General features: G+C 60.2%; 23 protein-coding genes and 2 pseudogenes. 8 read left to right on the top strand and 17 right to left on the bottom strand.

Annotated elements, in window-relative coordinates:
* The gene (locus tag ABTV29_RS06280; protein WP_433769297.1) at positions 1-345 is read right to left on the bottom strand and encodes a YciI family protein; all 345 of its coding nucleotides are present in this window, start codon (positions 343-345) and stop codon (positions 1-3) included.
* 27 nt (positions 346-372) lie between these two features.
* A complete protein-coding gene (locus ABTV29_RS06275) occupies positions 373-798 on the bottom strand; it encodes a YybH family protein (protein WP_433769296.1) in 426 nt (141 codons plus the stop codon).
* Between the two features lie 140 nt (positions 799-938).
* On the opposite strand from ABTV29_RS06275, the gene ABTV29_RS06270 reads away from it, so the two are divergent.
* The gene (locus ABTV29_RS06270) at positions 939-1,424 is read left to right on the top strand and encodes a GNAT family N-acetyltransferase (RefSeq protein WP_433769295.1); all 486 of its coding nucleotides are present in this window, start codon (positions 939-941) and stop codon (positions 1,422-1,424) included.
* Positions 1,425-1,581: 157 nt separating this feature from the next.
* Here the strand turns inward: ABTV29_RS06270 and ABTV29_RS06265 are convergent, their stop codons facing one another.
* From ABTV29_RS06265 to ABTV29_RS06255, 3 genes are all read right to left on the bottom strand, one after another.
* Entirely contained in the window at positions 1,582-2,070 is a 489-nt protein-coding gene (locus tag ABTV29_RS06265; protein ID WP_433769294.1) for a GNAT family N-acetyltransferase, read from the bottom strand.
* Between the two features lie 97 nt (positions 2,071-2,167).
* Positions 2,168-2,653, bottom strand: a complete 486-nt coding sequence (locus ABTV29_RS06260; RefSeq protein WP_433769293.1) for a GyrI-like domain-containing protein — start codon at positions 2,651-2,653, stop codon at positions 2,168-2,170.
* Between the two features lie 67 nt (positions 2,654-2,720).
* The gene (locus ABTV29_RS06255; RefSeq protein ID WP_433769292.1) at positions 2,721-3,383 is read right to left on the bottom strand and encodes a LysE family translocator; all 663 of its coding nucleotides are present in this window, start codon (positions 3,381-3,383) and stop codon (positions 2,721-2,723) included.
* A 138-nt stretch (positions 3,384-3,521) separates the two neighbouring features.
* Between ABTV29_RS06255 and alaC the strand changes: the two genes are divergently transcribed.
* Complete coding sequence (alaC, locus tag ABTV29_RS06250) at positions 3,522-4,739, top strand: alanine transaminase (protein WP_433769291.1); 1,218 nt, start codon at positions 3,522-3,524, stop codon at positions 4,737-4,739.
* A gap of 178 nt (positions 4,740-4,917) precedes the next feature.
* Here alaC and ABTV29_RS06245 read toward each other — a convergent pair whose 3' ends face one another.
* Together ABTV29_RS06245 and ABTV29_RS06240 are read right to left on the bottom strand one after the other, a co-directional pair.
* Positions 4,918-6,270 carry a GntP family permease gene (locus tag ABTV29_RS06245; protein WP_433769290.1) on the bottom strand — a complete coding sequence of 451 codons (1,353 nt, stop codon included), beginning with the start codon at positions 6,268-6,270 and terminating at the stop codon, positions 4,918-4,920.
* Positions 6,271-6,352: 82 nt separating this feature from the next.
* Positions 6,353-6,886, bottom strand: coding sequence for a gluconokinase (locus ABTV29_RS06240; RefSeq protein ID WP_433769289.1), 534 nt, complete (start codon positions 6,884-6,886; stop codon positions 6,353-6,355).
* Between the two features lie 215 nt (positions 6,887-7,101).
* Between ABTV29_RS06240 and ABTV29_RS06235 the strand changes: the two genes are divergently transcribed.
* The 3 genes from ABTV29_RS06235 to ABTV29_RS06225 all read left to right on the top strand — a co-directional run bounded on the left by ABTV29_RS06235 (position 7,102) and on the right by ABTV29_RS06225 (position 9,685).
* Entirely contained in the window at positions 7,102-8,133 is a 1,032-nt protein-coding gene (locus tag ABTV29_RS06235; protein WP_433769288.1) for a LacI family DNA-binding transcriptional regulator, read from the top strand.
* A gap of 194 nt (positions 8,134-8,327) precedes the next feature.
* Positions 8,328-8,966: a glutathione S-transferase family protein gene (locus tag ABTV29_RS06230; protein WP_433769287.1), complete on the top strand. Its 639-nt coding sequence runs from the start codon at positions 8,328-8,330 to the stop codon at positions 8,964-8,966.
* Between the two features lie 158 nt (positions 8,967-9,124).
* Positions 9,125-9,685 carry a hypothetical protein gene (locus ABTV29_RS06225; RefSeq protein ID WP_433769286.1) on the top strand — a complete coding sequence of 187 codons (561 nt, stop codon included), beginning with the start codon at positions 9,125-9,127 and terminating at the stop codon, positions 9,683-9,685.
* A 117-nt stretch (positions 9,686-9,802) separates the two neighbouring features.
* On the opposite strand, the pseudogene ABTV29_RS06220 reads toward ABTV29_RS06225, so the two are convergent.
* The 6 genes and pseudogenes from ABTV29_RS06220 to ABTV29_RS06195 all read right to left on the bottom strand — a co-directional run.
* A pseudogene (locus ABTV29_RS06220) lies at positions 9,803-10,219 on the bottom strand (methyl-accepting chemotaxis protein); the annotation flags it as partial.
* A gap of 177 nt (positions 10,220-10,396) precedes the next feature.
* Positions 10,397-11,017 (bottom strand): annotated as a pseudogene (locus ABTV29_RS06215) (PAS domain-containing protein); the annotation flags it as partial.
* A 684-nt stretch (positions 11,018-11,701) separates the two neighbouring features.
* On the bottom strand, positions 11,702-12,715 hold the full coding sequence (locus tag ABTV29_RS06210; RefSeq protein WP_433769285.1) for an ABC transporter substrate-binding protein: 1,014 nt from the start codon (positions 12,713-12,715) through the stop codon (positions 11,702-11,704).
* Positions 12,712-13,260, bottom strand: coding sequence for a sigma-70 family RNA polymerase sigma factor (locus tag ABTV29_RS06205; RefSeq protein ID WP_433769284.1), 549 nt, complete (start codon positions 13,258-13,260; stop codon positions 12,712-12,714). The genes ABTV29_RS06210 and ABTV29_RS06205 overlap by 4 nt, the downstream gene beginning before the upstream one ends.
* A gap of 105 nt (positions 13,261-13,365) precedes the next feature.
* On the bottom strand, positions 13,366-14,205 hold the full coding sequence (locus tag ABTV29_RS06200; protein WP_433769283.1) for a phosphate/phosphite/phosphonate ABC transporter substrate-binding protein: 840 nt from the start codon (positions 14,203-14,205) through the stop codon (positions 13,366-13,368).
* A gap of 137 nt (positions 14,206-14,342) precedes the next feature.
* On the bottom strand, positions 14,343-15,284 hold the full coding sequence (locus ABTV29_RS06195; RefSeq protein WP_433769282.1) for a fatty acid desaturase: 942 nt from the start codon (positions 15,282-15,284) through the stop codon (positions 14,343-14,345).
* Between the two features lie 413 nt (positions 15,285-15,697).
* Here ABTV29_RS06195 and ABTV29_RS06190 point away from each other — a divergent pair, with 413 nt between their 5' ends.
* Positions 15,698-16,135, top strand: coding sequence for a GNAT family N-acetyltransferase (locus ABTV29_RS06190; RefSeq protein WP_433769281.1), 438 nt, complete (start codon positions 15,698-15,700; stop codon positions 16,133-16,135).
* A gap of 61 nt (positions 16,136-16,196) precedes the next feature.
* Entirely contained in the window at positions 16,197-17,015 is an 819-nt protein-coding gene (locus tag ABTV29_RS06185) for a class I SAM-dependent methyltransferase (RefSeq protein WP_433769280.1), read from the top strand.
* Between the two features lie 117 nt (positions 17,016-17,132).
* Here the strand turns inward: ABTV29_RS06185 and def are convergent, their stop codons facing one another.
* The 3 genes from def to ABTV29_RS06170 form a co-directional block, all read right to left on the bottom strand.
* Positions 17,133-17,672: a peptide deformylase gene (def, locus tag ABTV29_RS06180; protein ID WP_433769279.1), complete on the bottom strand. Its 540-nt coding sequence runs from the start codon at positions 17,670-17,672 to the stop codon at positions 17,133-17,135.
* The gene (locus ABTV29_RS06175; protein ID WP_433769278.1) at positions 17,669-18,631 is read right to left on the bottom strand and encodes a YihY/virulence factor BrkB family protein; all 963 of its coding nucleotides are present in this window, start codon (positions 18,629-18,631) and stop codon (positions 17,669-17,671) included. The genes def and ABTV29_RS06175 overlap by 4 nt, the downstream gene beginning before the upstream one ends.
* A gap of 177 nt (positions 18,632-18,808) precedes the next feature.
* Positions 18,809-19,000, bottom strand: a complete 192-nt coding sequence (locus tag ABTV29_RS06170; protein ID WP_433736818.1) for a CsbD family protein — start codon at positions 18,998-19,000, stop codon at positions 18,809-18,811.
* Positions 19,001-19,201: 201 nt separating this feature from the next.
* On the opposite strand from ABTV29_RS06170, the gene ABTV29_RS06165 reads away from it, so the two are divergent.
* A complete protein-coding gene (locus ABTV29_RS06165) occupies positions 19,202-19,579 on the top strand; it encodes a hypothetical protein (protein WP_110964566.1) in 378 nt (125 codons plus the stop codon).
* Positions 19,580-19,706: 127 nt separating this feature from the next.
* Here ABTV29_RS06165 and fadD1 read toward each other — a convergent pair whose 3' ends face one another.
* Positions 19,707-21,407: a long-chain-fatty-acid--CoA ligase FadD1 gene (fadD1, locus tag ABTV29_RS06160; RefSeq protein WP_433769277.1), complete on the bottom strand. Its 1,701-nt coding sequence runs from the start codon at positions 21,405-21,407 to the stop codon at positions 19,707-19,709.
* Positions 21,408-21,615: the final 208 nt, after the last annotated feature.

The following is a 21,615-nucleotide window of genomic DNA, read 5'->3' as shown; positions in this document are numbered from 1 at the left end:
TCAGACATTCAACTGGCGAACGGGGCGTACTTCGACACTGCCAACCCGGGCCGCCGGAATATCGCCAGCGACCTGCAAGGCTTCGTTCAGGTCCCTGGCATCGATCAGGTAGAAGCCGGCCAGTTGCTCCTTGGTTTCGGCAAACGGGCCGTCGGTGATCGACAACTTGCCGTTGCGCATGCGCACGGTGGTAGCGGTCTGCACCGACTCCAGCGCCTCGGCGGCGATCATCCGGCCACTGCCCTGGACCGATTCGGCATAGGCCATGCATTCCTCGTCATTCGGGCTTTCCGGCAGCGAATGCAGCAGACGCTCATCGCTGTAGACCAGGCATAGATATTTCATCGCGCTCTCCCGACCGAAGGGTTCAGCTTAAGGTTGCAGATTGAACAGTGCCGCGCCGCTTTCCATGTCGAACGGTGCCGACCAGTGTTCGTGGACGATGCGCCATTGCCCGCCTTCGCGTCGATAGCAGGCGGTCACGCGCATCCAGCAGGCCTGGGTTTCGCCCTTGTCGTTGGTGCCGCCGCAATGGGCCAGCCAGTGGGCGAAGGCAATGTGTTCGTCGGCGACGATGTTCATGTGGTCGAAGTCGAACTTGTGCGGGCCCGGGCACATTTCCATGCAGGCCTGCCAATGCGCACGGTAGGCAGCCTTGCCGCGAAATTGCAGGGCTTTGACCGCGTCGTAGGAGACGATGTCCTCGCCATAGAAGCTCATGATTTTATCGACATCCTTGGCGACCACCGCCTGGCGATAGGTGTCGATCAGGGTCTGGATTTCATGGGTTGCGCTCATGGTGGTTCTCCGTGGTTTTTATGTGAAGACACCCTTAGTCGTCTGGCGATCCGGCTAATCGACAGGTGAAATAAAAATAATCCAAACCGCTGCAATCGCTAGAATCGCAGACTCATTCGTGCAGGAAAAAGGACACTCCCATGGCAGCCCGACTCGTGCCCTACGAAAGCCTGACCGCGTTGCAGCGCCAGCAGGTCGAGGCGATCGAAGTTCACCCGGAGCAGATCAAGTTCTCCGGGGACATTCACGGTGCATTGCACACCTTGCTGTCCCGCCCCGGCCCCGGCGTCAAGGGATTCGCCCTGCTGGCGGACGACATTCCCGTGGCGTTCCTGTTGCTCAAGCGCCCGCCGGTGTTGCCGGCATGGGCCAATGAGCATAGCGCCACGCTGCATGCGCTGCAGGTCGACCAGCGGGTTCAGGGCAAAGGCTATGGCAAGGCCTGCCTGCAAGCGCTGCCTGAAGCGGCACGCCTGGCCTGGCCGGAAATACGCGGGCTGGAGTTGTCGGTGGATGCGGACAATGAATCGGCGATTGCGCTGTATGCCAGGTATGGCTTTGTCGACAGTGGCGAGGCGTACAAGGGGCGGATCGGGTATGAGCGGCGGATGGGGCTGAGCTTCTGAGGCTCATAGCCCTACTGAAATATCTGGCACAACACTATCCCTGTGGGAGCGGGCTTGCCCGCGATGGCGGACTTTTAGTCGACATTTTTGTTGAATGAGACTCCCTCATCGCGGGCAAGCCCGCTCCCACAGGGTTCTTCAGTGTTTGAAAGATTTCTTACAGTTTCAGCACCATCTCATGCCAAGCCATGCCGCCATGGTCCGAGGCGGAAGGCTTGATGTAGGCAAATCCGAATCCGGCATACAACGGAATATGCCGCTCCTTGCACATCAGATGAATCGTCGCCTTGCCCATGCCGCGCATGCGCTCGATGAACTCACCCATCAACCGTTTCGCCAGGCCCTGCCCCTGGTAATCGGGGTGCACCACCACCGACATGATCACCACATTGGGACCTGCCGGGTCGTGGCCGATCAGTTCCTTGAACGCCTCGTCGGACATTTCCACCTGGAACGCCGCGCCGGAATTGATGAAACCGGCAACCACGCCGTCCACTTCGGCCACGATGAAACCCTCGGGCCAGGTGGCGATACGGGTGGCGATTTTCTCGTAGGTTGCGGCTTCGTCGCCTTCGTAAGAGACGGTTTCAATGGCGTAGCAGCGGTCCAGATCGGCAGGCGTGACGTTGCGGATGACGGTGTTCATGGCAGCTCGGAATCGGCGGGGAAAGGCTGGGGATCTTAAATCAGCGGCCGCGTGACATCGAGAGGCGAATCGGTGGAGGCGCCTCTCCACGCCGGTGTCATTGTTTGATCGGCAACCAGATTTCCAGCTTGCCGGTGTTCAGCTTCGGGTTGTAGTCCTCGCTGTAGCGCTCGAACTCCGGGGCGTCGGTGGCCGTGTACCCGGATTGCGGAAGCCAGGTGTCGCAAATATAGCGGAAGGTCTGCGGCAGGGTGGTCAGTGGCCCCTTGTGCTCGAACACCGCGTAGTACTGGGGCTGGATTTCCACCCAGCGGTAGCTGTCGGGCAGGTCGTCGAGCTTGCTGATCTCGACCCCGGCGATGTAGTCAAAACCGCCCTCGCCATCGAAGTTGTAACCGACACCGTACATCACTTCGCCTTTCTGGCCCGGTATCCGGCCCAGATGGGGCATGAGCTTCTCCCAGAGCTGGGGAATGCGCGGGATGGTCTGTTGGGTGAAGCGCTCGCCCATACCGGCAATCAGCAAAAAGTGCCCGTGTTCGAAGCGTGGTTCCGACAATTCGAAGCCTTTTTGTTCATCCATGATGCTACTCCTGGAAGGTAAAAGTGGGTTCGGCTGGGAGTATAGAAGCCAAACCCGATTCGCCCAGTTACAGCGCGTGCAACTGCTCGACGGCAGCGGCACCGAAAAACTCGTTATACCCAGATAGGATCACGTACACCGCGAAATAGCAGAAGATCGCCGCCGATGCCATGTAGGAGTAGCGCAGCAGCTTGTCACCCAGCAGCTTGCCGCCGTGGCTCGCGGCGAAGCACAGGCCGGCGCACCACAACAGCCCGGCACAGAGGAACCCGCCGAGGAACAACGCCGAACTCAAGGGGCCGCCACCGCCGGAACGGGCGATCAGCGTGCCGCCCACGGCGGCGAACCAGAGGATCGCGCTGGGCGACGACATGGCGAGGAAGATCCCGCGGAAAAATTCCTTGCGATGGGAGTTGTGGCCCACTTCGGCGGTCTCGGCCAGCAGCGCTTCGTGGTGGATCGCCGAATAAACCATCTTCGCCGCGAAATACACCAGCAACGCCGAACCACCGATCCACAGCACCCAGCGCACGGTTTCGTATTGCAGCAGGACGGTCATGCCGGCCAGCGCCAGCACGGCGTAGACCAAGTCGCCCACGCAGGTGCCCAGGCCCAGGGCGAAGCCTTGAAAATAGCCACGTTGCATCGCCAGGGTGATCATGGCGATGTTGGCCACGCCAATGTCCAGGCACAGCGAAAGGCTCAGCAAGAAGCCACTGGTGAATTCCATCGACCCAATTCCTTCGGAAAAATTTGTTTACATGGAGGCTGGACAGTCTGCCACAGCTGCCCGTACATTCCGCCACAGGTCACCGCAGTGACCAGCGTCGCTCGGACGGTTCCGGGCGCTTACGTTATCGAGGCAACAATGGCCGAACAAGGTTCGCCGCGCCGCTTTGCGCGCATAGATCGACTCCCCCCTTACGTTTTCAACATCACAGCCGAGCTGAAGATGGCCGCCCGTCGTCGTGGCGAAGACATCATCGACTTGAGCATGGGCAACCCCGACGGCGCCACCCCGCCGCACATCGTCGAAAAACTGGTCACCGTCGCCCAGCGCGAAGACACCCACGGCTACTCGACGTCCAAGGGCATCCCGCGGCTGCGTCGGGCGATTTCCAACTGGTACAAGGATCGCTACGAGGTCGACATCGACCCGGAAAGCGAAGCCATTGTCACCATCGGTTCCAAGGAAGGCCTGGCGCACTTGATGCTGGCGACCCTCGACCAGGGCGACACGGTGCTGGTGCCCAACCCTAGCTACCCGATCCACATCTACGGTGCCGTGATTGCCGGCGCCCAGGTGCGTTCGGTGCCGCTGGTGCCGGGGGTGGATTTCTTCGCCGAGCTGGAGCGGGCGATTCGTGGCTCGATTCCGAAACCGAAGATGATGATCCTCGGCTTCCCGTCCAACCCCACCGCGCAGTGCGTGGAGCTGGACTTCTTCGAGCGGGTGATCGCCCTCGCCAAGCAGTACGACGTGCTGGTGGTGCATGACCTGGCTTACGCCGACATCGTCTACGACGGCTGGAAAGCCCCGTCGATCATGCAGGTGCCGGGCGCCAAGGACATCGCGGTGGAGTTTTTCACCCTGTCCAAGAGCTACAACATGGCGGGCTGGCGCATCGGTTTCATGGTCGGCAACCCGGAACTGGTCAACGCCCTGGCGCGGATCAAGAGCTACCACGACTACGGCACCTTCACTCCGCTGCAGGTCGCGGCGATTGCCGCGCTGGAAGGCGACCAGCAATGCGTGCGCGACATCGCCGAGCAATACCGGCAGCGGCGCAACGTGCTGGTCAAGGGCCTGCATGAACTGGGCTGGATGGTCGAGAACCCAAAGGCGTCCATGTATGTCTGGGCCAAGATTCCCGAGGCCTATGCCCACCTGGGCTCGCTGGAGTTCGCCAAGAAACTGCTGGCCGAAGCCAAGGTCTGCGTCTCGCCGGGCGTGGGTTTCGGTGAGTACGGCGATGACCACGTGCGCTTCGCCCTGATCGAAAACCAGGACCGGATTCGCCAGGCCGTGCGCGGGATTCGCGGGATGTTCCGGGCGGATGGGTTGGCGCCGAAAACCAGCGCTTAGCACAAAACACTGTGGGAGCGAGCCTGCTCGCGAATGCGCACTCACATTCAACATCTTCGTTGAAAGTGAAGCCCTCTTCGCGAGCAGGCTCGCTCCCACAATGGATCTCGTTCATGCTGGGATCATCACCCACAAAAAAACCGCATCGCTGCGGTTTTTTTGTGCCTGCCGAATGTCGTTAAACGAACAACGACAACAACAGAATAAAGCCCAGACCCACCACCGACAGAATGGTCTCCATCGCCGTCCAGGTCTTGAAGGTCTCTGCCACGGTCATGTTGAAGTACTGCTTGACCAGCCAGAAACCGGCGTCGTTGACGTGGGACAGGATCAGGGAACCGGCACCGGTGGCCAGCACCAGCAGTTCGCGGTTAACGCCCGGAATCATCCCGACAACTGGCACCACGATGCCCGCGCCGGTAATGGTTGCCACGGTCGCCGAACCGGTAGCGATACGGATTACCGCAGCCACCAGCCAGGCCAGCAGGATCGGCGAAATTTGTGCGGCAACAGCCATATGACCGATCACGTCGCCCACGCCGCTGGTCACCAGCATCTGCTTGAAGCCACCGCCGGCACCGATGATCAGGATGATCGCGGCGGTTGGCGCCAGGCTCGCATCCAGCCACTTGAGCATCTGCTGGGAGCCGATGCCCTGCTTGTAGCCGAAGGTGTACAGCGACAGCAGCAACGCCAGCAGCAATGCCGAGATCGGGTGACCGATCAGGTCCATGAAGGTGCGGAAGAAGTTGCCGTCCGGCAGTACCACGTCGGCAAAGGTCTTGAGCAGCATCAGGAACACCGGCGACAGCACGGTGACCAGGGTGATGCCGAAGCTTGGCAGATCGCCGGAATCCGACTCACGGGCCAGTTGATCCACCAGTTCCTGGTTCGGATGACCGGGGATGTGCTTGGCAATGAAGGTACCGAAGATCGGACCGGCAATGATCGCCGTTGGCAGTGCCACGATCAGGCCGTAGAGAATGGTCTTGCCGATGTCGGCGCCGAACACGCCGATCGCCAGCAGCGGGCCCGGGTGCGGTGGCACCAGGCCGTGCACGGCGGACAGGCCGGCCAGCAGCGGGATACCGATCTTGATGATCGACACGCCGGTGCGCCGGGCGACGATGAACACCAGCGGGATCAGCAGCACGAAGCCGATTTCGAAGAACAGCGGGATGCCCACCAGGAACGCGGCGAACATCATCGCCCACTGCACCTTGTCCTTGCCGAAGGCGCGGATCAGGGTCTGGGCGATCTGATCCGCCCCGCCCGACTCGGCCATCATTTTGCCGAGCATGGTGCCCAGCGCGAGGATGATCCCGACGAAACCGAGCACGCCGCCGAAGCCGTCCTGGAAGGCCTTGATGATGGTGCCGATCGGCATGCCGGAGGTCAGCCCGAGGAAGGCGGCGGCAATGATCAGGGCAATGAAGGGGTGAAACTTGAACTTGGTGATCAGGACGATAAGCCCGATCACCGTGACCACTGCGTCGAGCAGCAGGAACGTCTCGTGGGACATGCCAAACATTAGGGGTGTCTCCTGGTTGTTGTTGTTATTAAAGCGGGTAATTCGAAAGCCATAAGGACAGCGCTATCTCTTGAAGCAAAATTTAACCGGCGCGTTTCAGGCCGTGCTCGAGCCACCAGTGGTGTGCTTGCACCGCCAACTGATCGACGCTGTGGGTCGACGCATCGAGAGCCAGGGTCAAGGGCTCGCCGACGGGGGATTCGAGGGTGGCGAACTGGCTGTCGATCAGGGTCGACGGCATGAAATGGCCGGGACGATGGGAAACCCGGTCCGCAGCCACTTCAGGGGTCAGTTCCAGGAACACGAAGCCCAGGCCCGGCAAGGCACTGCGCAGGCGCTCGCGGTAAATGTGCTTGAGGGCCGAGCAGGTCAGCACCGGGCGCTGGCCCAGGGCATCGATGCGGCGCAGTTCATCGCACAGGCTGTCGAGCCAGCCGGCACGGTCTTCGTCGTTCAGGGGGATACCCGCGCTCATCTTTTCGATATTGGCGGCAGGGTGGAAAGAGTCGCCTTCAATGGCAGTGGCGCCGCTGAGCTGGCACAGGGCCTCGCTGACGCACGTCTTGCCGCAACCGGCAACGCCCATGATGACCAGGGCGGTGATGGGATGATTCATGTAACACCTCAGCGCGCAGACAGCGCTACCTTTGCCAGTTATGACACTAGACCAAAAGCAGGAGTTGCCGACGCCTTTCTTGTCATTTTGTGGGTTGCAGCATGTTTGTTCCCAACGCCAAAAAGCGAGGATCAGGCAAACCCTCGCTCACGCATTTGCAGCTGCATCGAGACAGCGCTACCTTAGTGCCTTGTATTTTGTTTGGCAAGCCGTCGATGACCTCAACCAAGAACGATAAAAATACGCGCACCACTGGCCGCCCTACCCTGAACGAAGTCGCGCGCCTCGCCGGCGTCAGCCCGATCACCGCCTCCCGAGCCTTGCGGGGCGTGAGCACGGTGGCCACGGAACTTGTGGAAAAAGTGCAGAACGCGGCCCGCGAACTCAATTACGTGGTCAACTCCGCCGCCCGCGCCCTGGCCTCGGCCCAGGGCCATTCGGTGGTGGTTTTGGTGCCCTCGCTGTCCAACCTGCTGTTCATCGACACCCTGGAAGCCATTCATCAGGTTTTGCGCCCCAAGGGCTTCGAAGTGCTGATCGGCAACTTCCACTATTCGCGCGATGAAGAAGAAAACCTGCTGCGCAACTACATGGCCTATCAGCCTCGCGGCTTGCTGCTCACCGGCTTCGACCGCACCGAAAGTTCGCGGCGGATGATCGAAGCAAGCAACATCCCATGCGTGTACATGATGGAGCTGGACAGCGCCGCGGGCTTGAATTGCGTCGGCTTTTCGCAGTTGGCTGCCGGCGAGACGGCGGCCGAACATCTGCTGTCCCGTGGCCGCAAGCGCCTGGCCTACATCGGCGCGCAGCTGGACCAGCGCACATTGCTGCGCGGTGAGGGTTTCCGCCGCGCCCTGCAAAAGGCCGGTCTGTATGACCCGGCCCTGGAAGTGCTGACACCGCGCCCGTCGTCGGTCGGCCTGGGCGGCGAGCTGTTCCTGCAGATGATCGCCAATCACCCGGATGTCGACGCGATCTTCTTCGGCAACGACGACCTGGCCCAGGGCGCCCTGCTCGAAGCCCTGCGCTGCGGCATCAAGATCCCTGAACAGGTGGCGATTCTCGGTTTCAACGACCTGCCCGCCTCGGCCCACATGGTGCCGCGCCTGAGCAGCATCAGCACCCCGCGCGAAGCCATCGGCCGTCGCGCGGCGGAGCAGATGCTGACGCTGATGGCCGGTAACACGGTGGCCAAACCGGTGCAGGACATGGGGTTTGAGTTGAAGGTGCGGGAGAGTACGTAGGCTCTGTCGCAGGCTCTGTTCGTTCCCATGTTCCGCGTGGGAATGCAGCCGGGGACGCTCCGCGTCCCAATCCAGAGCCGAACGCGGAGCGTCCGTTGAGGCATTCCCACGCAGTGCGTGGGAACGATCACATCGCAGCCTGCGGCAGCTCCTACAATTAACTGCATGTAGGCCCTTCGCAATGGAGCAGTTCAATGGAACATGTACTGAAAATCCTCGGTAAAGCCTCGTCGATCAACGTCCGCAAGGTACTGTGGACCTGCGAGGCCCTGGGCCTGACTTACGAGCGCGAGGATTGGGGCAGCGGTTTTGCCTCGACCCACAGCCCCGAGTTCCTGCGCTTCAACCCCAACGCCCAGGTGCCGGTGATCATCGATGAGAATGGTCCGCTGTGGGAGTCCAATACCATCTGCCGCTACCTGGCCGGCAAGCACCATCATCACCACGCCGAGTTGCTGCCCACCGACCCGGCCGCCCGTGCCCGGGTGGACCAGTGGATCGACTGGCAGGCCACCGACCTCAACGCCTCCTGGAACTACGCCTTCATGGCGCTGGTGCGCAAGGACCCGGAGTTCCAGGATCCGCATCGCATAGAAGTCGGCGTGCGTGGCTGGAACCAGAAAATGGGCATCCTCGAACATCAACTGGCGACCACCAAGGCCTACGTCGCCGGGTCCAGGTTCACCCTGGCCGACATTGTCATCGGGCTGTCGGTCAACCGCTGGCTGATGACGCCGATGGAGCGTTCCGACTACCCGGCCATCGATGAGTACTTCAAGCGCCTGGCACCCCAGCCCGGTTTTCTCAAACATTGCTGCAATGGCCTGCCTTGAACGCTGCAACCTTTGCCGTCCGTCGGCAAGCGTTTGCCCCTCTTTGACTTGAGAGCTCGTTAAAAAAGCGATAACTGGCTGATTTTTATGTAGTTTTGTTTCCAGGCACAGTCTTTGCTCAAAGCCCTGCACCGCAATCACCTACAAGGGCTTTCATCATGTTGGTCAGTGCAAAAACAAACCTGGTTACACCACTTCCCAAGCGTCCCGGTGAAGATCCCACCGCCGAGGCTGCCGCCGGCCTGCAAAGCGTCCTGACCCAGGCTCTGCAAAACAACGTGCAGGCGCAAAACACCCAGGCCGCGTCTCAGGTTCAGGAATCTGCCACCGGGCAGGCCACGCAACAGGTCAGCGAAGCCACGCGCATCAGCGACAACGTCGACGAGGCATTCGCCAAGACCCGCGTGAACCTGCAGGCCGTCAATGCGCCACTGCCGGATGACGTCAAGGATCGGATCAAGGACGGCTCGGCCACTTCCGAGTTCAAGGAATACATGAGCAAGTCCCCGGAACAGCGCATGCGCGATTCGATCCTCGAGGAAATGGGACTGACTCAGGAAGAAGTCGACAAGATGCCGCCGGAGAAGCAACAGGCGATCGGTGAGGAAATCGCCAAGCGCATGGAAGACAAGCGAGAGATGGCAGAGGCCGAGAAAGCGCAAAAGGACGTCGATCAGGGCAAGGCTCAGGTGGTGGATAAATTCCTGGCTTCGCTCTGACCTTGTAGTACAGAACCCTTGTGGGAGCGAGCCTGCTCGCGATGGTGGATCAGCAACATTGATGTCGGCTGACACACCATCGCGAGCAGGCTCGCTCCCACAGGTTCTGAGACAGGCTCAGTTTAGCTGTAACGTGGAGTTGAACTGGCTGATCGCATCCACCACATGCCGCGAGCCCTGTTGAATCTCCAGGATCACCTCCCCCGCCTCGTTCGCCAGTTCCACCCCGAGCCCGGTTCGGCTCAGACTCGACTGCATGCTCGTCACCGCACTCACCGACAAATCGTGGTTCTTGCGCACCACATCGACGATTTCCACCGTCGCCTGGCTCGTGCGCGCGGCGAGGCTGCGCACTTCATCGGCGACCACCGCAAAGCCTCGACCGTGCTCCCCGGCCCGGGCCGCTTCGATGGCGGCGTTGAGCGCCAGCAGGTTGGTCTGATCGGCGATGCCGCGAATGGTCTGCACGATGGTGCCGATGATCTCCGATTGTTTGCTCACCGCATCGATGCTCAGCGCGGCTTCATTCAGGTCCCTGGAAATATCCTGGATGATCTGCACCGTTTGCTGCACCACTTCCGAGCCCTTGCGGGCGCAGACGTCGTTTTGCACCGAGGTGCTATGGGCCGACTCCGCAGCGGTTTGCAGGGTGGTCATCTGGCTGGTGATGTCGCTGGCGAACTTCACCACCTTGTACAGCCGGCCCTTGGCGTCGAACAACGGGTTGTAGGACGCTTCCAGGAACACCGTATGCCCATGCTTGTCTTTGCGCTCGAAACGGTGCGAGTGGTATTCGCCGCGGTTGAGCGAGGCCCAAAACGCCTTGTAGTTCGTCGACTCGGCTTCGGCCCGGTGACAGAACAGGCTGTGGTGCTGCCCGACCACTTCGTTGAGCGAGTAGTGCATGGTCTTGAGGAAGTTTTCGTTGGCGGTGATGACCTTGCCGTCCGGGGTGAACTCGATCACCGCCATGGAGCGGCCGATGGCCGCGAGCCGGGCCTCGTTTTCATGTTCCTTGTTGACCCTGGCAGTGATGTCCGTGGCCACCTTGATCACGCTGCGCACTTGCCGGTCAGGGCCAAGCACCGGCATGTAGCTGGCTTCGAGCCAGATCTCCCTGCCACTCTTGTTCAAGCGCAAAAAGGTGCCGCTGAGCGCTTCGCCCCGCGCCAGATCACGCCACAACTTGGCGTACTCCTCGCTGCGGTAGAACGCTTCCTCGCAGAAAATCCGGTGATGCTTGCCGCGCACTTCGTCGGCGCTGTAACCCATGGTCCTGCAAAAATTTTCATTGGCATCGATGACGATGCCTTCGGGGGTGAACTCAATCATTGCCATCGAACGACCGATAGCCGCCAACTTGGCATTGGCCTCGGCCAGCGCGCAGCCGGAGCGTTCGATTTCCAGCAAGTCAGCCTTGTTATGCAGGTTAAACATGGTCGTATCACCCCAAGCGCGGTCTTTTGACTAATGAAAGTAACGGGTCTTTCACATCCACCACTTCGTTCCCAGGAACAGGTACGCGCGCCCCTCCAAAGGAAGGACTTGTCAGGTAATTAATTGATGTTCAATCGGAGGGTCCCTGTCGCGACTTCCTCATCAAGACATCCGTCTCTTGATAGCCCGGAACCGGGCGAGCCCTAACGTGCTCATGAGCGAATTCCATTTTCCGTACCTCTCCATTTTGCTCAGTGTCGGTGCCTTGATATGCGCACTCTTGTGGCCGCAATCCCATTCACTCGATTGCGGCCGACATAGTTAGTTACGAATCAGCATAGACAGGCGTAATGGCTAAGCAAGGCCACTAGTCGGCCAGTATTGAGGACAAAATCGGTTCAGCGGTTGGATCCAAAATCGCTCTAGGATGAGTGTTTGAGAATGAATATGAAGACGGCGTCAGCCGTGGGGAGGGGGGGAGGCTTTGGGCCAATCGCGAGCAGGCTCACTCCCACAGGTCCTCGGAAATCCTGTGGGAGCGGGCTTGCCCGCGAAAGCTATCTGACAGGCACCACAGAACTACAGACTTGCACTCACCTTGCTGGCCACTTCCCCGGGCACCCAGCCTTTCCACACCTGCGGCTGCTCACGCAAGAACGCTTCGGCCACTTCACGGGGTTTCTGCCGCTTTTCGCTCATCTGCCCCAGGGTCTGGTTCAGCAGATCGATCGGCAGGTCGACCTTCTCGAAGAACGTCACCAGCTCCGGGTACTGCGTCTTGAACGGTGCGGACACGCCGATGGCCAGGCTGGCCGGCATCGAGCGGGTGCCCCTGGGGTTCGGGTTGGTGGCGTCGGCCAGGGTTTTCCAGGCTTCGGCATCGAACGGCGGTTCTTCCAGCTTCACCAGCTTGAAGCGCCCCAGCAACGGCGTCGGCGACCAGTAGTAGAACAACACTGGTTTGCCGCGACGAATCGAAGAAGCCACCTCGGCATCCAGCGCCGCGCCGGAACCGGTGCGGAAGTTGACGAAGCTTTGCGTCAGGCCGTAAGCCTTGAGTTTCTGGCTGTTGACGATTTCCGAGGTCCAGCCGGTAGGGCTGTTGAGGAAGCGCCCGCGGCTCGGGTCTTCGGGGTCGCGGAACACGTCCTTGTACTTCGTCAGGTCGGCCACGGATTTCAGCTCCGGCGCCAGCGGCTTGATGCCGCGCTCCGGGTCGCCCTTGATCACATACTCCGGCACCCACCAGCCCTCGGTCGCGCCCTTGACCGTATCACCCAGGCCGAACACCTTGCCTTCGGCGGCGGCCTTGACCCATGCCGGGCTGCGACCGGCCCACTCTTCGCCGATCACTTGAATATCGTTTTTGGCCAGCGCCGCTTCGAGGCTGACCGTGCTGCCCGGCAAGGTATCGGTGGGGTAGCCGTAACCTTTCTCGACGATCAGCCGCAGGATCTCGGTGATGAGGTTGCCGCTTTCCCAGGTGAGGTCGCCAAAGTGGATGGGCGCGGTTTTTTCCGTTGCCGGTGCCTGGCCAGCGATCAGGCTCAGGGCCAGCAGCGAACTGCCGAGCAGGGTTTTGATGGATTTCATGCGGACCTCTTGTTCTGTAGTGGGTTGTTCAAAAACTGATTGGCGCTGTGCCGGGCGCACAAGGCCGCGGAACGGGTCATGTAGACGCTGACCGAACGCGGGGAAATGCCCAGCTCGGCGGCGATTTGCGGATAGGTCAGGCCGTCGACCCGCGACAGCAGAAAGGTCGCCCTGACCTTGCCCGGCAGGCGCGCCAATGTGCGGTCGAGGCCATGCAGGGCCTGGGTCAGTTGCGCCAGTTCTTCGGGGGACGGTGCCGTGGGTTGATCCAGCTGTTGCAGGTGATCCAGGTGCCGGCGCTCCAGATCGCGCCGGCGCCACAACTGAAAGACCAGGCGCCGGGCGATGGTGGTGAGCAAGGCGCGCGGTTCGCGGATCGATGTCAGGTCGGGGGTTTCGAGCAATTGCACGAAGGCGTCGGCGGCGATGTCTTCGACGCTGCAAGCGCTGCCCAGGTACTGGCGCAAGCGGGCGCACAGCCAGGGGTAATGGGCGCGGAACAAACCGCCCACGTCATTGCAATGGGAAAAGTCGGTGCCGGACATAGAGGCTCCAAAGGTTAGGGTCGCTGAATGTCCGGTCGTCCGGTGGCGCGATCCTAGCAAGGAGCCTTATTCATTAATAATATTTAAAATTCATTTTTATATTCACTAATGGAATATAAGTTTGTGTTGCCCGCGATAAATGGTCCAGTCACTGCAACCTTTCGAAACCCAACGCAACGCTTGCGCTTGTTGCTGGTAATCCACAACGATCTGGTAATCGCTTTCACTGGCCGCCAACACCTCCCGCAAGCCAAGCACCTGCGCCACCTCCGGCAGTTCGCCCAAGGTCTGGTTCATCACCCGCCGAATCTCTTGTGCCTGCTCATCACTCACACTGGCAGCAGTGATGTACGGCAAGGTCGGGCTGATGGCACTGCGCTCAACCACCCGCAACCCGGCCACCTCCTCTGCGGCATCACGGGCGAGATAGGCGAAGGTCACGCTGTCGATGGCCGCCAGGTCGGCGAGGTCTTCACGCAACCAACGCAGGCTTTCGCGGTGGCCGCCGCTGATGCCGACCTGGGTGAAGAACCGGCCGTCTCGTTGCAAAGGCGCCAGGCGCTGACGCAGCAGGTTCATGCCGCTGTTGGAATCCTCGCCATTGATCACGCCTCGGCTGCCTTGAAAATCCGCGAGGGTTCGTCGCTGATCGTCCGCGCGACTGAGCAGCAGGCTGCAATGGTTGCCGGCGCTGCTGTCCGGCAGTTCATAGCGTGGGCGTCCCAGCACCCGGACTTTGCCACGCAGCGCGGTCATCAACGGATAGCCGCAGGTTTGCGTCAGCAGCAGGTGCGGTGACAGCCAGAGGTCCATCAAGGACAAACCCTCGGCGTCGCGGCGTGTGGCGCCCAGTCGTTCGAGAATGAGCGCCAGCCAGCGTTCGTTAGCCTGGCGGATGGGTTCGGGGGCGACGTACATCAGCAGTTCGGCGAGGTGTTGAGTCATCACGGTTTTCCCATACAACGAAGATCTCCCTGTAGGAGCGAGCCTGCTCGCGATAGCGTCGCGTCAGACACTAGTGATGTCGACTGACCTGACGCCATCGCGAGCAGGCTCGCTCCTACAGGGGAATGTGTTTGCAATCAATGAAACGGATGCCGAGGGCTGTCGATTGCCTTCACGCCATTCTCCCGCCACAACTGCCCGTAACCCTGCACCAGAAACCCGCCACTGCGCGCCAGCCATTGCTCGCGACGCGCTTGATAGGCACGGGGCAAGTCGTACCAGGGCAACCCCGGCAAATCGTGATGCACCAGATGCAGGTTGAGGTTGAGGAACAACCAGCGCCAGGGCCATGCCGCTTCGTTGAGTACGGTGCGCTGTTCCGGCGCGGCGTGGGGGCGGTGTTCATAGTAGGAACGAATCATCGCAATCGACAGTGCCGGGACGCTGATCAGCAACAGGTAATGCCACACCGGCACCAGGCTGTAGCGCGCGATGAACAGCAGCATCAACAGGGTCAGCGCGCCATGGCTGAGCCACATCAGCCAGGCCTGCCGCTCGCCGCTCTTGAGTCGTTGCAGTTCTTCCCGGGCCAGCCCCAGCAAGGCCAGCGGCGCACCGATGGCGAACCGACCGAGCACGGTTTTGTTCAGCCAGTGCAAGCCCTGTTCGAACAACGAACTGCCCTGCCATTGCTCGATGCTCAGATAGCGGCTTTCCGGATCGCGACCGGGGAGGGTCAGGTCTTCGTCGCGGTGATGCAGCAAATGGCTGTCGCGATACAGGGTGTAGGGATACCACACGGCGAACGGCGCGTAGCCGAGGACTTTGTTCAGCGCAGTCCAGCGGGTCGGGTGGCCGTGCAGCAACTCGTGCTGTACCGACAGCCACAGCACCACCACGGGAATCAACAGCAGGGTGCTCCACCACAGGCCCAGTGCCTGGCTGTTCAGAACGATGGTGAACCAGGCGCTGTATACGCAGATCAACAGCAACCAGGTCGGCCACTCGGTGCGGGCGGTCAGGCGCTGGCGCAGGGTTTCGATTTCTGTTCGGTGGGCTTCATCGAAATAATGGGGCATGGCGTTGCTCGGATCGGGGACCAGTCCCCTTCTGTGCAACGACGCCGGGATTTCTTGCAGATTATTTTGTTGCTTCAACGCTGAGCGGTGTAGGAGCTGCCGAAGGCTGCGATCTTTTGACCTTTTCAGCATCGCTGAAAAGCAAGATCAAAAGATCGCAGCCTGCGGCAGCTCCTACAGGGATCGCAAGGTGCTGGGGATCAATGGCCGAACACGTTCAGTTTCTTGGCCTTCTTGTCGGCGCGTTTTTCAATGGCGGTTTTTGCCGGTTTTTTCTTCAGCTCTTTTTTTGCTTCCATACCTTTGGACATGATGCGTACTCCACTCGCGAGGGATGTGAGATCAGGTATACACCTTTCCCGGTGGGCGCGTTCTTTTATAATCGCGCGCTTGCCCTCCAACAGTTTAGTCCCATGCCAAGCACCCATTACTCCCGACTCGATGAGCCGTTATGGCCGTTGATGAACAAGTTTTATCGCGCCCACCAGTCATCGATGAAAGCCGTGCGCGAAGCACAATTGTGGGTTGCCCGGCGTGACCAGATCATCGCGGCGCTATGCCTGCGCCCGGTGGCCGGCGGGCATTGGCTGACCGGTTTGTTTGTCGATCCGGCCTGTCGCGAACAGGGTGTCGCCGCCGCCTTGATCGCTGCAGCGGTCAAGGATGTCGAGCTGCCGGTGTGGCTGTTCTGCCATCCGGACCTGCGCGGGTTCTATGAGCGCCGTGGCTTCACCTTCGATCCAGCGATGCCCTACGCCATGGTCGAACGCTTGAGCCGTTATGCGCGCAGCAAACCGATGATCGCCATGGGCTTAGAACCGTTGGTCAGGTCTACCTTCGATAAAGTTTGATCGGCCCCTGAACGCTGCGTGCTAGCCTCGCTGTCGACTTCGACTTCGCTCAGGACGCCCCATGAAACCCGCTCTTCTGGCTTTGACGCTGACCGCTCTGCTCGCCCCTGTTTTTGCCCACTCCGCCACGCCGACCGTCTCTGCCGAGCAGTACGCCAAGGTATTGGCCGGCAGTTGGCGCGCACCGGAGAACGTCGCGCGCGATGTCTATCGTCATCCGCAGCAGGGCCTGCAGTTCTTTGGCCTGGGGCCGAATCAGACGGTCGTTGAAATCACGCCCGGCAACGGCTGGTACAGCGAACTGCTCGCGCCGCTGCTCAAGGACCATGGCCAGTACATCGCGGCCGTCCAGGCACCGACGGTCAGTGATTACGCGCGCAAGAATGAAGAGAAGCTGAAAGCCAAATTCGCCGCCGCTCCCGAGCAGTACGCCAAGGCCCGGGTGCTTGAGTTCGACCCAAAAGCCCCGGCCTTCGGCCAACCCGGCTCGGCGGACACCGTGTTGACCTTTCGCAACGTGCACAACTGGGTGCTGGCGGACACCGCGCCGCTGATGTTCCAGGCCTTTTTCAAGGTGCTCAAACCCGGTGGCGTGCTCGGCGTGGTGGATCATCGGGCCAAGGATGGGGCGTCTCTGGAGGACATCAAGCACAGCGGCTACCTGACCACCGATTACGTGGTGAAACTGGCGACCGATGCCGGGTTCAAGCTTGAGGCGCAGAGTGAAATAAACGCCAACCCGAAGGACACCAAGGATTATCCCGAAGGTGTGTGGACGCTGCCGCCGGCGTTGACCCTGGGGGAGAAGGATCGGGAGAAATATCTGGCGATTGGCGAGTCGGACCGGATGACGTTGCGGTTCGTTAAACCTGCGAAGTAAACACCCTTCAACTGTAGGAGCGAGCCTGCTCGCGATGGGATCGTGTCATTCAACTCATCATTGACTGACACGGCCCCATCGCGAGCAGGCTCGCTCCTACAAGGTTGTGTGGTGGATTCAATCGTCCGCGTTGGGATCAAGATCCGGAAACATCACCTCGGTAAACCCGAACTTGCTGAAATCGGTAATGCGCGACGGGTACAAGCGACCGATCAGGTGATCGCATTCATGCTGCACCACCCGCGCATGGAACCCCGAGGCAATTCGCACAATCGGCTCGCCCTTGGGGTCGACACCTTCGTAGCGGATCTGTTGATAGCGATCCACCGCACCCCGCATACCGGGCACCGACAGGCAACCTTCGAAACCCTCCTCCATGATCGGGCTCAGCGGCGTGATCAGCGGGTTGATCAGGATCGTCTGCGGCACGGCTTCGGCATCCGGGTAACGTTCGCTGTGCTCGAAACCGAAGATCACCAGTTGCAGGTCGACACCGATCTGCGGCGCGGCCAGGCCGACGCCGCCGACGCTTTCCATGGTCTGGAACATGTCGTCGATCAGCTGCCACAGCTCGGGGCTGTCGAACATCTCGGCGGGTACCGGCGGGGCAATGCGCAGCAGGCGCTCATCGCCCATTTTCAGGATTTCACGGATCATTTGATGACTTCGTCAGAGGGTGGTTTCACCGAGTGATCACGGCCCAGTCCGGACACGTGATGTTTCTCCTGGTGGCCGGGACCGTGCTCACCGGGGACTTTTTCGCCGGGCTCCTTGCCCTCGCGCGACATGTGTTCGATCACCGCATTCATCTCGGCGCCAAGCAGCAACACTGCGGCGGAAATGTAGAAGTACAGGAGCAGCACGATGATCGCGCCGATACTGCCATACATGGCGTTGTAGTTGGCGAACTCCTTGACGTACAGCCCGAAGCCCAGGGACGCGATGATCCACACCACCACCGCCAGCACCGAGCCCGGCGTGATGAAACGGAACTCCTGTTTGACGTCGGGCATCACGTAGTAGATCAACGCCACGGCAACCATCAGCAGGATCACGATCGCCGGCCAGCGGGCAATGGACCACAGGGTGACGATGAAGTACTCGAGGCCGACCTGCTCGGCGATCCAGCTCATCACCTGCGGCCCGAGCACCATCAACGCGGCGGCCACCAACAGCATGCCGGCGATACCGACCGTGTAGATGATCGACAGCGGAAAGCGCTTCCACACCGGACGCCCCTCGACCACGTCGTAAGCGGCGTTCATCGCGCTCATCATCAGCCGCACGCCGGCGGAGGCCGTCCACAGGGCAATCACGATACCCACCGACAACAGGCCACCCTTGGACTGCTGGAGCTGGTCGATGACCGGGTTCACCTGTTCCAGGGCCTGGGGCGGCAGCACCAGTTCCGATTGCAGGCGCAGCCAGGAGAAGAAGTCCGGCAGATGCAGGAAGCCGATCAGAGCGATCAGGAACAGGATGAAGGGAAACAGCGAAAACAGCATTTGATAGGCCAGTGCCGAGGCGTAGGTCGACATCTCGTCCTCGACGAACTCGGTGACCGTGCGCATCATCACACGGTGCAGGGGCAGGCCTCTCATGTCCGGGAAAATCATTCGCGTCTCCATTCGCCGCATACAGTGTTGGGTGGAAGTCTTGGCGACTCAGGGGCCCTTTTCTTACATCAAGTTAGCCTACCTGGCGACTTTGAAACAATTTCGTCGCTCAAGTTCAGGCTGACACAAAAACGGCCATCCGTGGATGGCCGCTCCTGATTTTCGTCAAAGGCCGAATCAAGCCTTGTCGATGCCTTTTTTCAGCGCGTCCTTGGCTTTGCCGACCGCTTGCTGGGCCTCGCCTTTCTTTTCCTGCATCACGCCTTCGGCGCGCATTTTGTCGTTACCGGTGGCCTTGCCGACGCCTTGCTTGACGTTGCCGACCGCTTCGTTGGCCATGCCTTTCACTTTATCGCTTGTGCTGCCCATGGTGTTTCTCCTGTGAACATCTCGATGAGAAAAGTGGGTTACACAAGGTTGACCGGGGGCTTTCGCGGGGAGTTTCATTTATTTTCAGCAGGACATTTCATCGCTCAATGCAGGTTGGGCTTTATGTTTGCCCGGCAACCCCCGAGAATGCGCCACGTATCGGCGCCATGACGCTGAAGATCCAACCCCCGCAGGAATGTTATGAAACTCGATAAAAAGCAGGCCATTGCCCGCAGAAACCAGGAACTTGGCGGTGCCGTGCTTGGCGTCAACAACTGCCATTTCACCGAATTGAACCGCAACCGCAACATCTGGTGGTTCGACATCCCGGTGTCGCGCCTGGCCGTCGGTCAGTACGAGTGGATTCACCTGCTGATGCACACCCCGGCAACCGATGAACTGCTGCACCTGAAAGTGCCGACGGTGTTCCTGAGGGAAAAACTGGAAGGCCTGGTGGTGCGCAACCAGGGCAAACGCAAGGCAGCCCTGAGCCTGGAACTGAGCGCCGACAAGGACTCCTGGCTGCAGGACATGCGCCCGGCGGGTACCAACGTCAACTTCGCGCCGTTCCGCCAATAAAACAAAAGATCGCAGCCTTCGGCAGCTCCTACAGGATGATCCCATTCCCATGTAGGAGCTGCCGAAGGCTGCGATCTTTTGACTTTGCTTCAAAAAAAAGCCCCGCATCTGCGGGGCTTTTTTTTGATCACGCGGTCGCTTTCTTCGCGTTGATCTTCTTCAGTTCTTCATCGCGCAACTCACGCCGCAGGATCTTGCCGACGTTGGTGGTCGGCAGCGCATCGCGGAACTCGACGGCACGCGGGACCTTGTAACCGGTGACATTGGCGCGCATGTGCTCCATCACTTGTTCCTTGGTCAGGGTGACCCCCGGCTTGGCGACGATGAAAATCTTGATCGCCTCGCCCGACTTCTCGTCCGGCACGCCAATGGCCGCGCATTGCAGCACGCCCGGCAGGGTCGCCAACACGTCTTCCAGCTCGTTGGGGTACACGTTGAAACCCGAGACCAGGATCATGTCTTTCTTGCGATCGACAATCCGCATGTAGCCATCAGGCTGGATCAGGGCGATGTCACCGGTCTTCAACCAGCCTTCGCTGTCGAGGATTTCATCGGTGGCTTCCTGGCGCTGCCAGTAGCCCTTCATCACTTGCGGGCCTTTCACGCACAGCTCGCCGATTTCGCCCATCGGTTGCTCTGTGCCTGCATCGTTGACGATTTTGCACAGGGTGGACGGCACCGGAATGCCGATGGTGCCGATCTGGATGTTCTGGATCGGGTTCACCGTGGCCACCGGGCTGGTTTCGGTCATGCCGTAACCTTCGCAGATCGCGCAACCGGTCACCGCTTTCCAGCGCTCGGCGGCTGCCAGTTGCAGGGCCATGCCACCGGACAGGGTGACTTTCAGCGCGGAGAAGTCCAGCTTGCGGAAGCCTTCGTTGTTGCACAGCGCCACGAACAGGGTGTTGAGGCCAACGAAACCGCTGAACTTCCACTTCGACAGTTCCTTGACCATCGCCGGCAAATCACGCGGGTTGCTGATCAGGATGTTGTGGTTGCCGATCAGCATCATCGCCATGCAATGAAAGGTGAAGGCGTAGATGTGATACAGCGGCAGCGGCGTGATCAGGATCTCGCAGCCTTCGTTGAGGTTGGAGCCCATCAGCGCCTTGCACTGCAACATGTTGGCCACCAGGTTGCGGTGGGTCAGCATCGCGCCCTTGGCCACGCCGGTGGTGCCGCCGGTATATTGCAGCACGGCCACATCACTGCTGGCCGGGCTGGCCTCGGTCACAGGCTGGCCCTGGCCCTTGCTCAAAACGTCGTTGAACTTGATGGCCTTGGGCAGGTGATAGGCCGGCACCATCTTCTTCACGTACTTGATCACGCTGTTGATCAGCAGGCGCTTGAGCGGTGGCAGCAGGTCCGCCACTTCAGTGACGATCACGTGCTTGACGCCGGTTTTCGGCACGACGGTTTCCGCCAGGTGCGCCATGTTGGCCAGGCACACCAGGGCCTTGGCGCCGGAGTCGTTGAACTGGTGCTCCATTTCCCGTGCGGTGTACAGCGGATTAGTGTTGACCACGATCAACCCGGCACGGATCGCACCGAAGACGGCCACCGGGTACTGCAACACGTTGGGCAGTTGCACGGCGATTCGATCGCCAGGCTGCAAATCGGTATGCTGTTGCAGGTAAGCGGCAAAGGCACCGGACAATTCGTACAGCTCACCGTAGGTGATTGTCTTGCCCAGGTTGCTGAACGCCGGTTTGTTAGCGAAGCGTTGGCAGGATTGCTTCAACACTGCCTGAATATTCGGGTACTCGTCTGGATTGATGTCGGCAGCAATTCCAGCTGGGTACTTATCCTTCCAAAAGTCTTCGATCATGGAAGCCCACTCCTCAGCAACGCGAATTCAGCACCGCATTTGATGCGATTATTATTGGTGTTTGTTTATACGTGAGTCTGGCTTTTTTCCAGGCCGAGAAGTCACAAAGCGCGCCGAGAGTAGCAGCTTTGAATAGGGTCGACCAGAGCCAAAAGCGGCCTCTACGGTCACATTCGTGACTCAAGAATGGCTGCCGGTCATTTTAGAG

Origin of the sequence: Pseudomonas putida, from assembly GCF_050989985.1 — a bacterium.
Lineage (GTDB): Bacteria > Pseudomonadota > Gammaproteobacteria > Pseudomonadales > Pseudomonadaceae > Aquipseudomonas > Aquipseudomonas putida_AI.
This window is presented reverse-complemented; position numbering and strand designations above follow the sequence as displayed.

Bases quoted from the DNA above. Each gene is read 5' to 3' on its own strand.
- ABTV29_RS06280 (WP_433769297.1), bottom strand. From the start codon at position 345: ATGAAATATCTATGCCTGGTCTACAGCGATGAGCGTCTGCTGCATTCG.
- ABTV29_RS06275 (WP_433769296.1), bottom strand. From the start codon at position 798: ATGAGCGCAACCCATGAAATCCAGACCCTGATCGACACCTATCGCCAG.
- ABTV29_RS06270 (WP_433769295.1), top strand. From the start codon at position 939: ATGGCAGCCCGACTCGTGCCCTACGAAAGCCTGACCGCGTTGCAGCGC.
- ABTV29_RS06265 (WP_433769294.1), bottom strand. From the start codon at position 2,070: ATGAACACCGTCATCCGCAACGTCACGCCTGCCGATCTGGACCGCTGC.
- ABTV29_RS06260 (WP_433769293.1), bottom strand. From the start codon at position 2,653: ATGGATGAACAAAAAGGCTTCGAATTGTCGGAACCACGCTTCGAACAC.
- ABTV29_RS06255 (WP_433769292.1), bottom strand. From the start codon at position 3,383: ATGGAATTCACCAGTGGCTTCTTGCTGAGCCTTTCGCTGTGCCTGGAC.
- alaC (WP_433769291.1), top strand. From the start codon at position 3,522: ATGGCCGAACAAGGTTCGCCGCGCCGCTTTGCGCGCATAGATCGACTC.
- ABTV29_RS06245 (WP_433769290.1), bottom strand. From the start codon at position 6,270: ATGTTTGGCATGTCCCACGAGACGTTCCTGCTGCTCGACGCAGTGGTC.
- ABTV29_RS06240 (WP_433769289.1), bottom strand. From the start codon at position 6,886: ATGAATCATCCCATCACCGCCCTGGTCATCATGGGCGTTGCCGGTTGC.
- ABTV29_RS06235 (WP_433769288.1), top strand. From the start codon at position 7,102: ATGACCTCAACCAAGAACGATAAAAATACGCGCACCACTGGCCGCCCT.
- ABTV29_RS06230 (WP_433769287.1), top strand. From the start codon at position 8,328: ATGGAACATGTACTGAAAATCCTCGGTAAAGCCTCGTCGATCAACGTC.
- ABTV29_RS06225 (WP_433769286.1), top strand. From the start codon at position 9,125: ATGTTGGTCAGTGCAAAAACAAACCTGGTTACACCACTTCCCAAGCGT.
- ABTV29_RS06210 (WP_433769285.1), bottom strand. From the start codon at position 12,715: ATGAAATCCATCAAAACCCTGCTCGGCAGTTCGCTGCTGGCCCTGAGC.
- ABTV29_RS06205 (WP_433769284.1), bottom strand. From the start codon at position 13,260: ATGTCCGGCACCGACTTTTCCCATTGCAATGACGTGGGCGGTTTGTTC.
- ABTV29_RS06200 (WP_433769283.1), bottom strand. From the start codon at position 14,205: ATGACTCAACACCTCGCCGAACTGCTGATGTACGTCGCCCCCGAACCC.
- ABTV29_RS06195 (WP_433769282.1), bottom strand. From the start codon at position 15,284: ATGCCCCATTATTTCGATGAAGCCCACCGAACAGAAATCGAAACCCTG.
- ABTV29_RS06190 (WP_433769281.1), top strand. From the start codon at position 15,698: ATGCCAAGCACCCATTACTCCCGACTCGATGAGCCGTTATGGCCGTTG.
- ABTV29_RS06185 (WP_433769280.1), top strand. From the start codon at position 16,197: ATGAAACCCGCTCTTCTGGCTTTGACGCTGACCGCTCTGCTCGCCCCT.
- def (WP_433769279.1), bottom strand. From the start codon at position 17,672: ATGATCCGTGAAATCCTGAAAATGGGCGATGAGCGCCTGCTGCGCATT.
- ABTV29_RS06175 (WP_433769278.1), bottom strand. From the start codon at position 18,631: ATGATTTTCCCGGACATGAGAGGCCTGCCCCTGCACCGTGTGATGATG.
- ABTV29_RS06170 (WP_433736818.1), bottom strand. From the start codon at position 19,000: ATGGGCAGCACAAGCGATAAAGTGAAAGGCATGGCCAACGAAGCGGTC.
- ABTV29_RS06165 (WP_110964566.1), top strand. From the start codon at position 19,202: ATGAAACTCGATAAAAAGCAGGCCATTGCCCGCAGAAACCAGGAACTT.
- fadD1 (WP_433769277.1), bottom strand. From the start codon at position 21,407: ATGATCGAAGACTTTTGGAAGGATAAGTACCCAGCTGGAATTGCTGCC.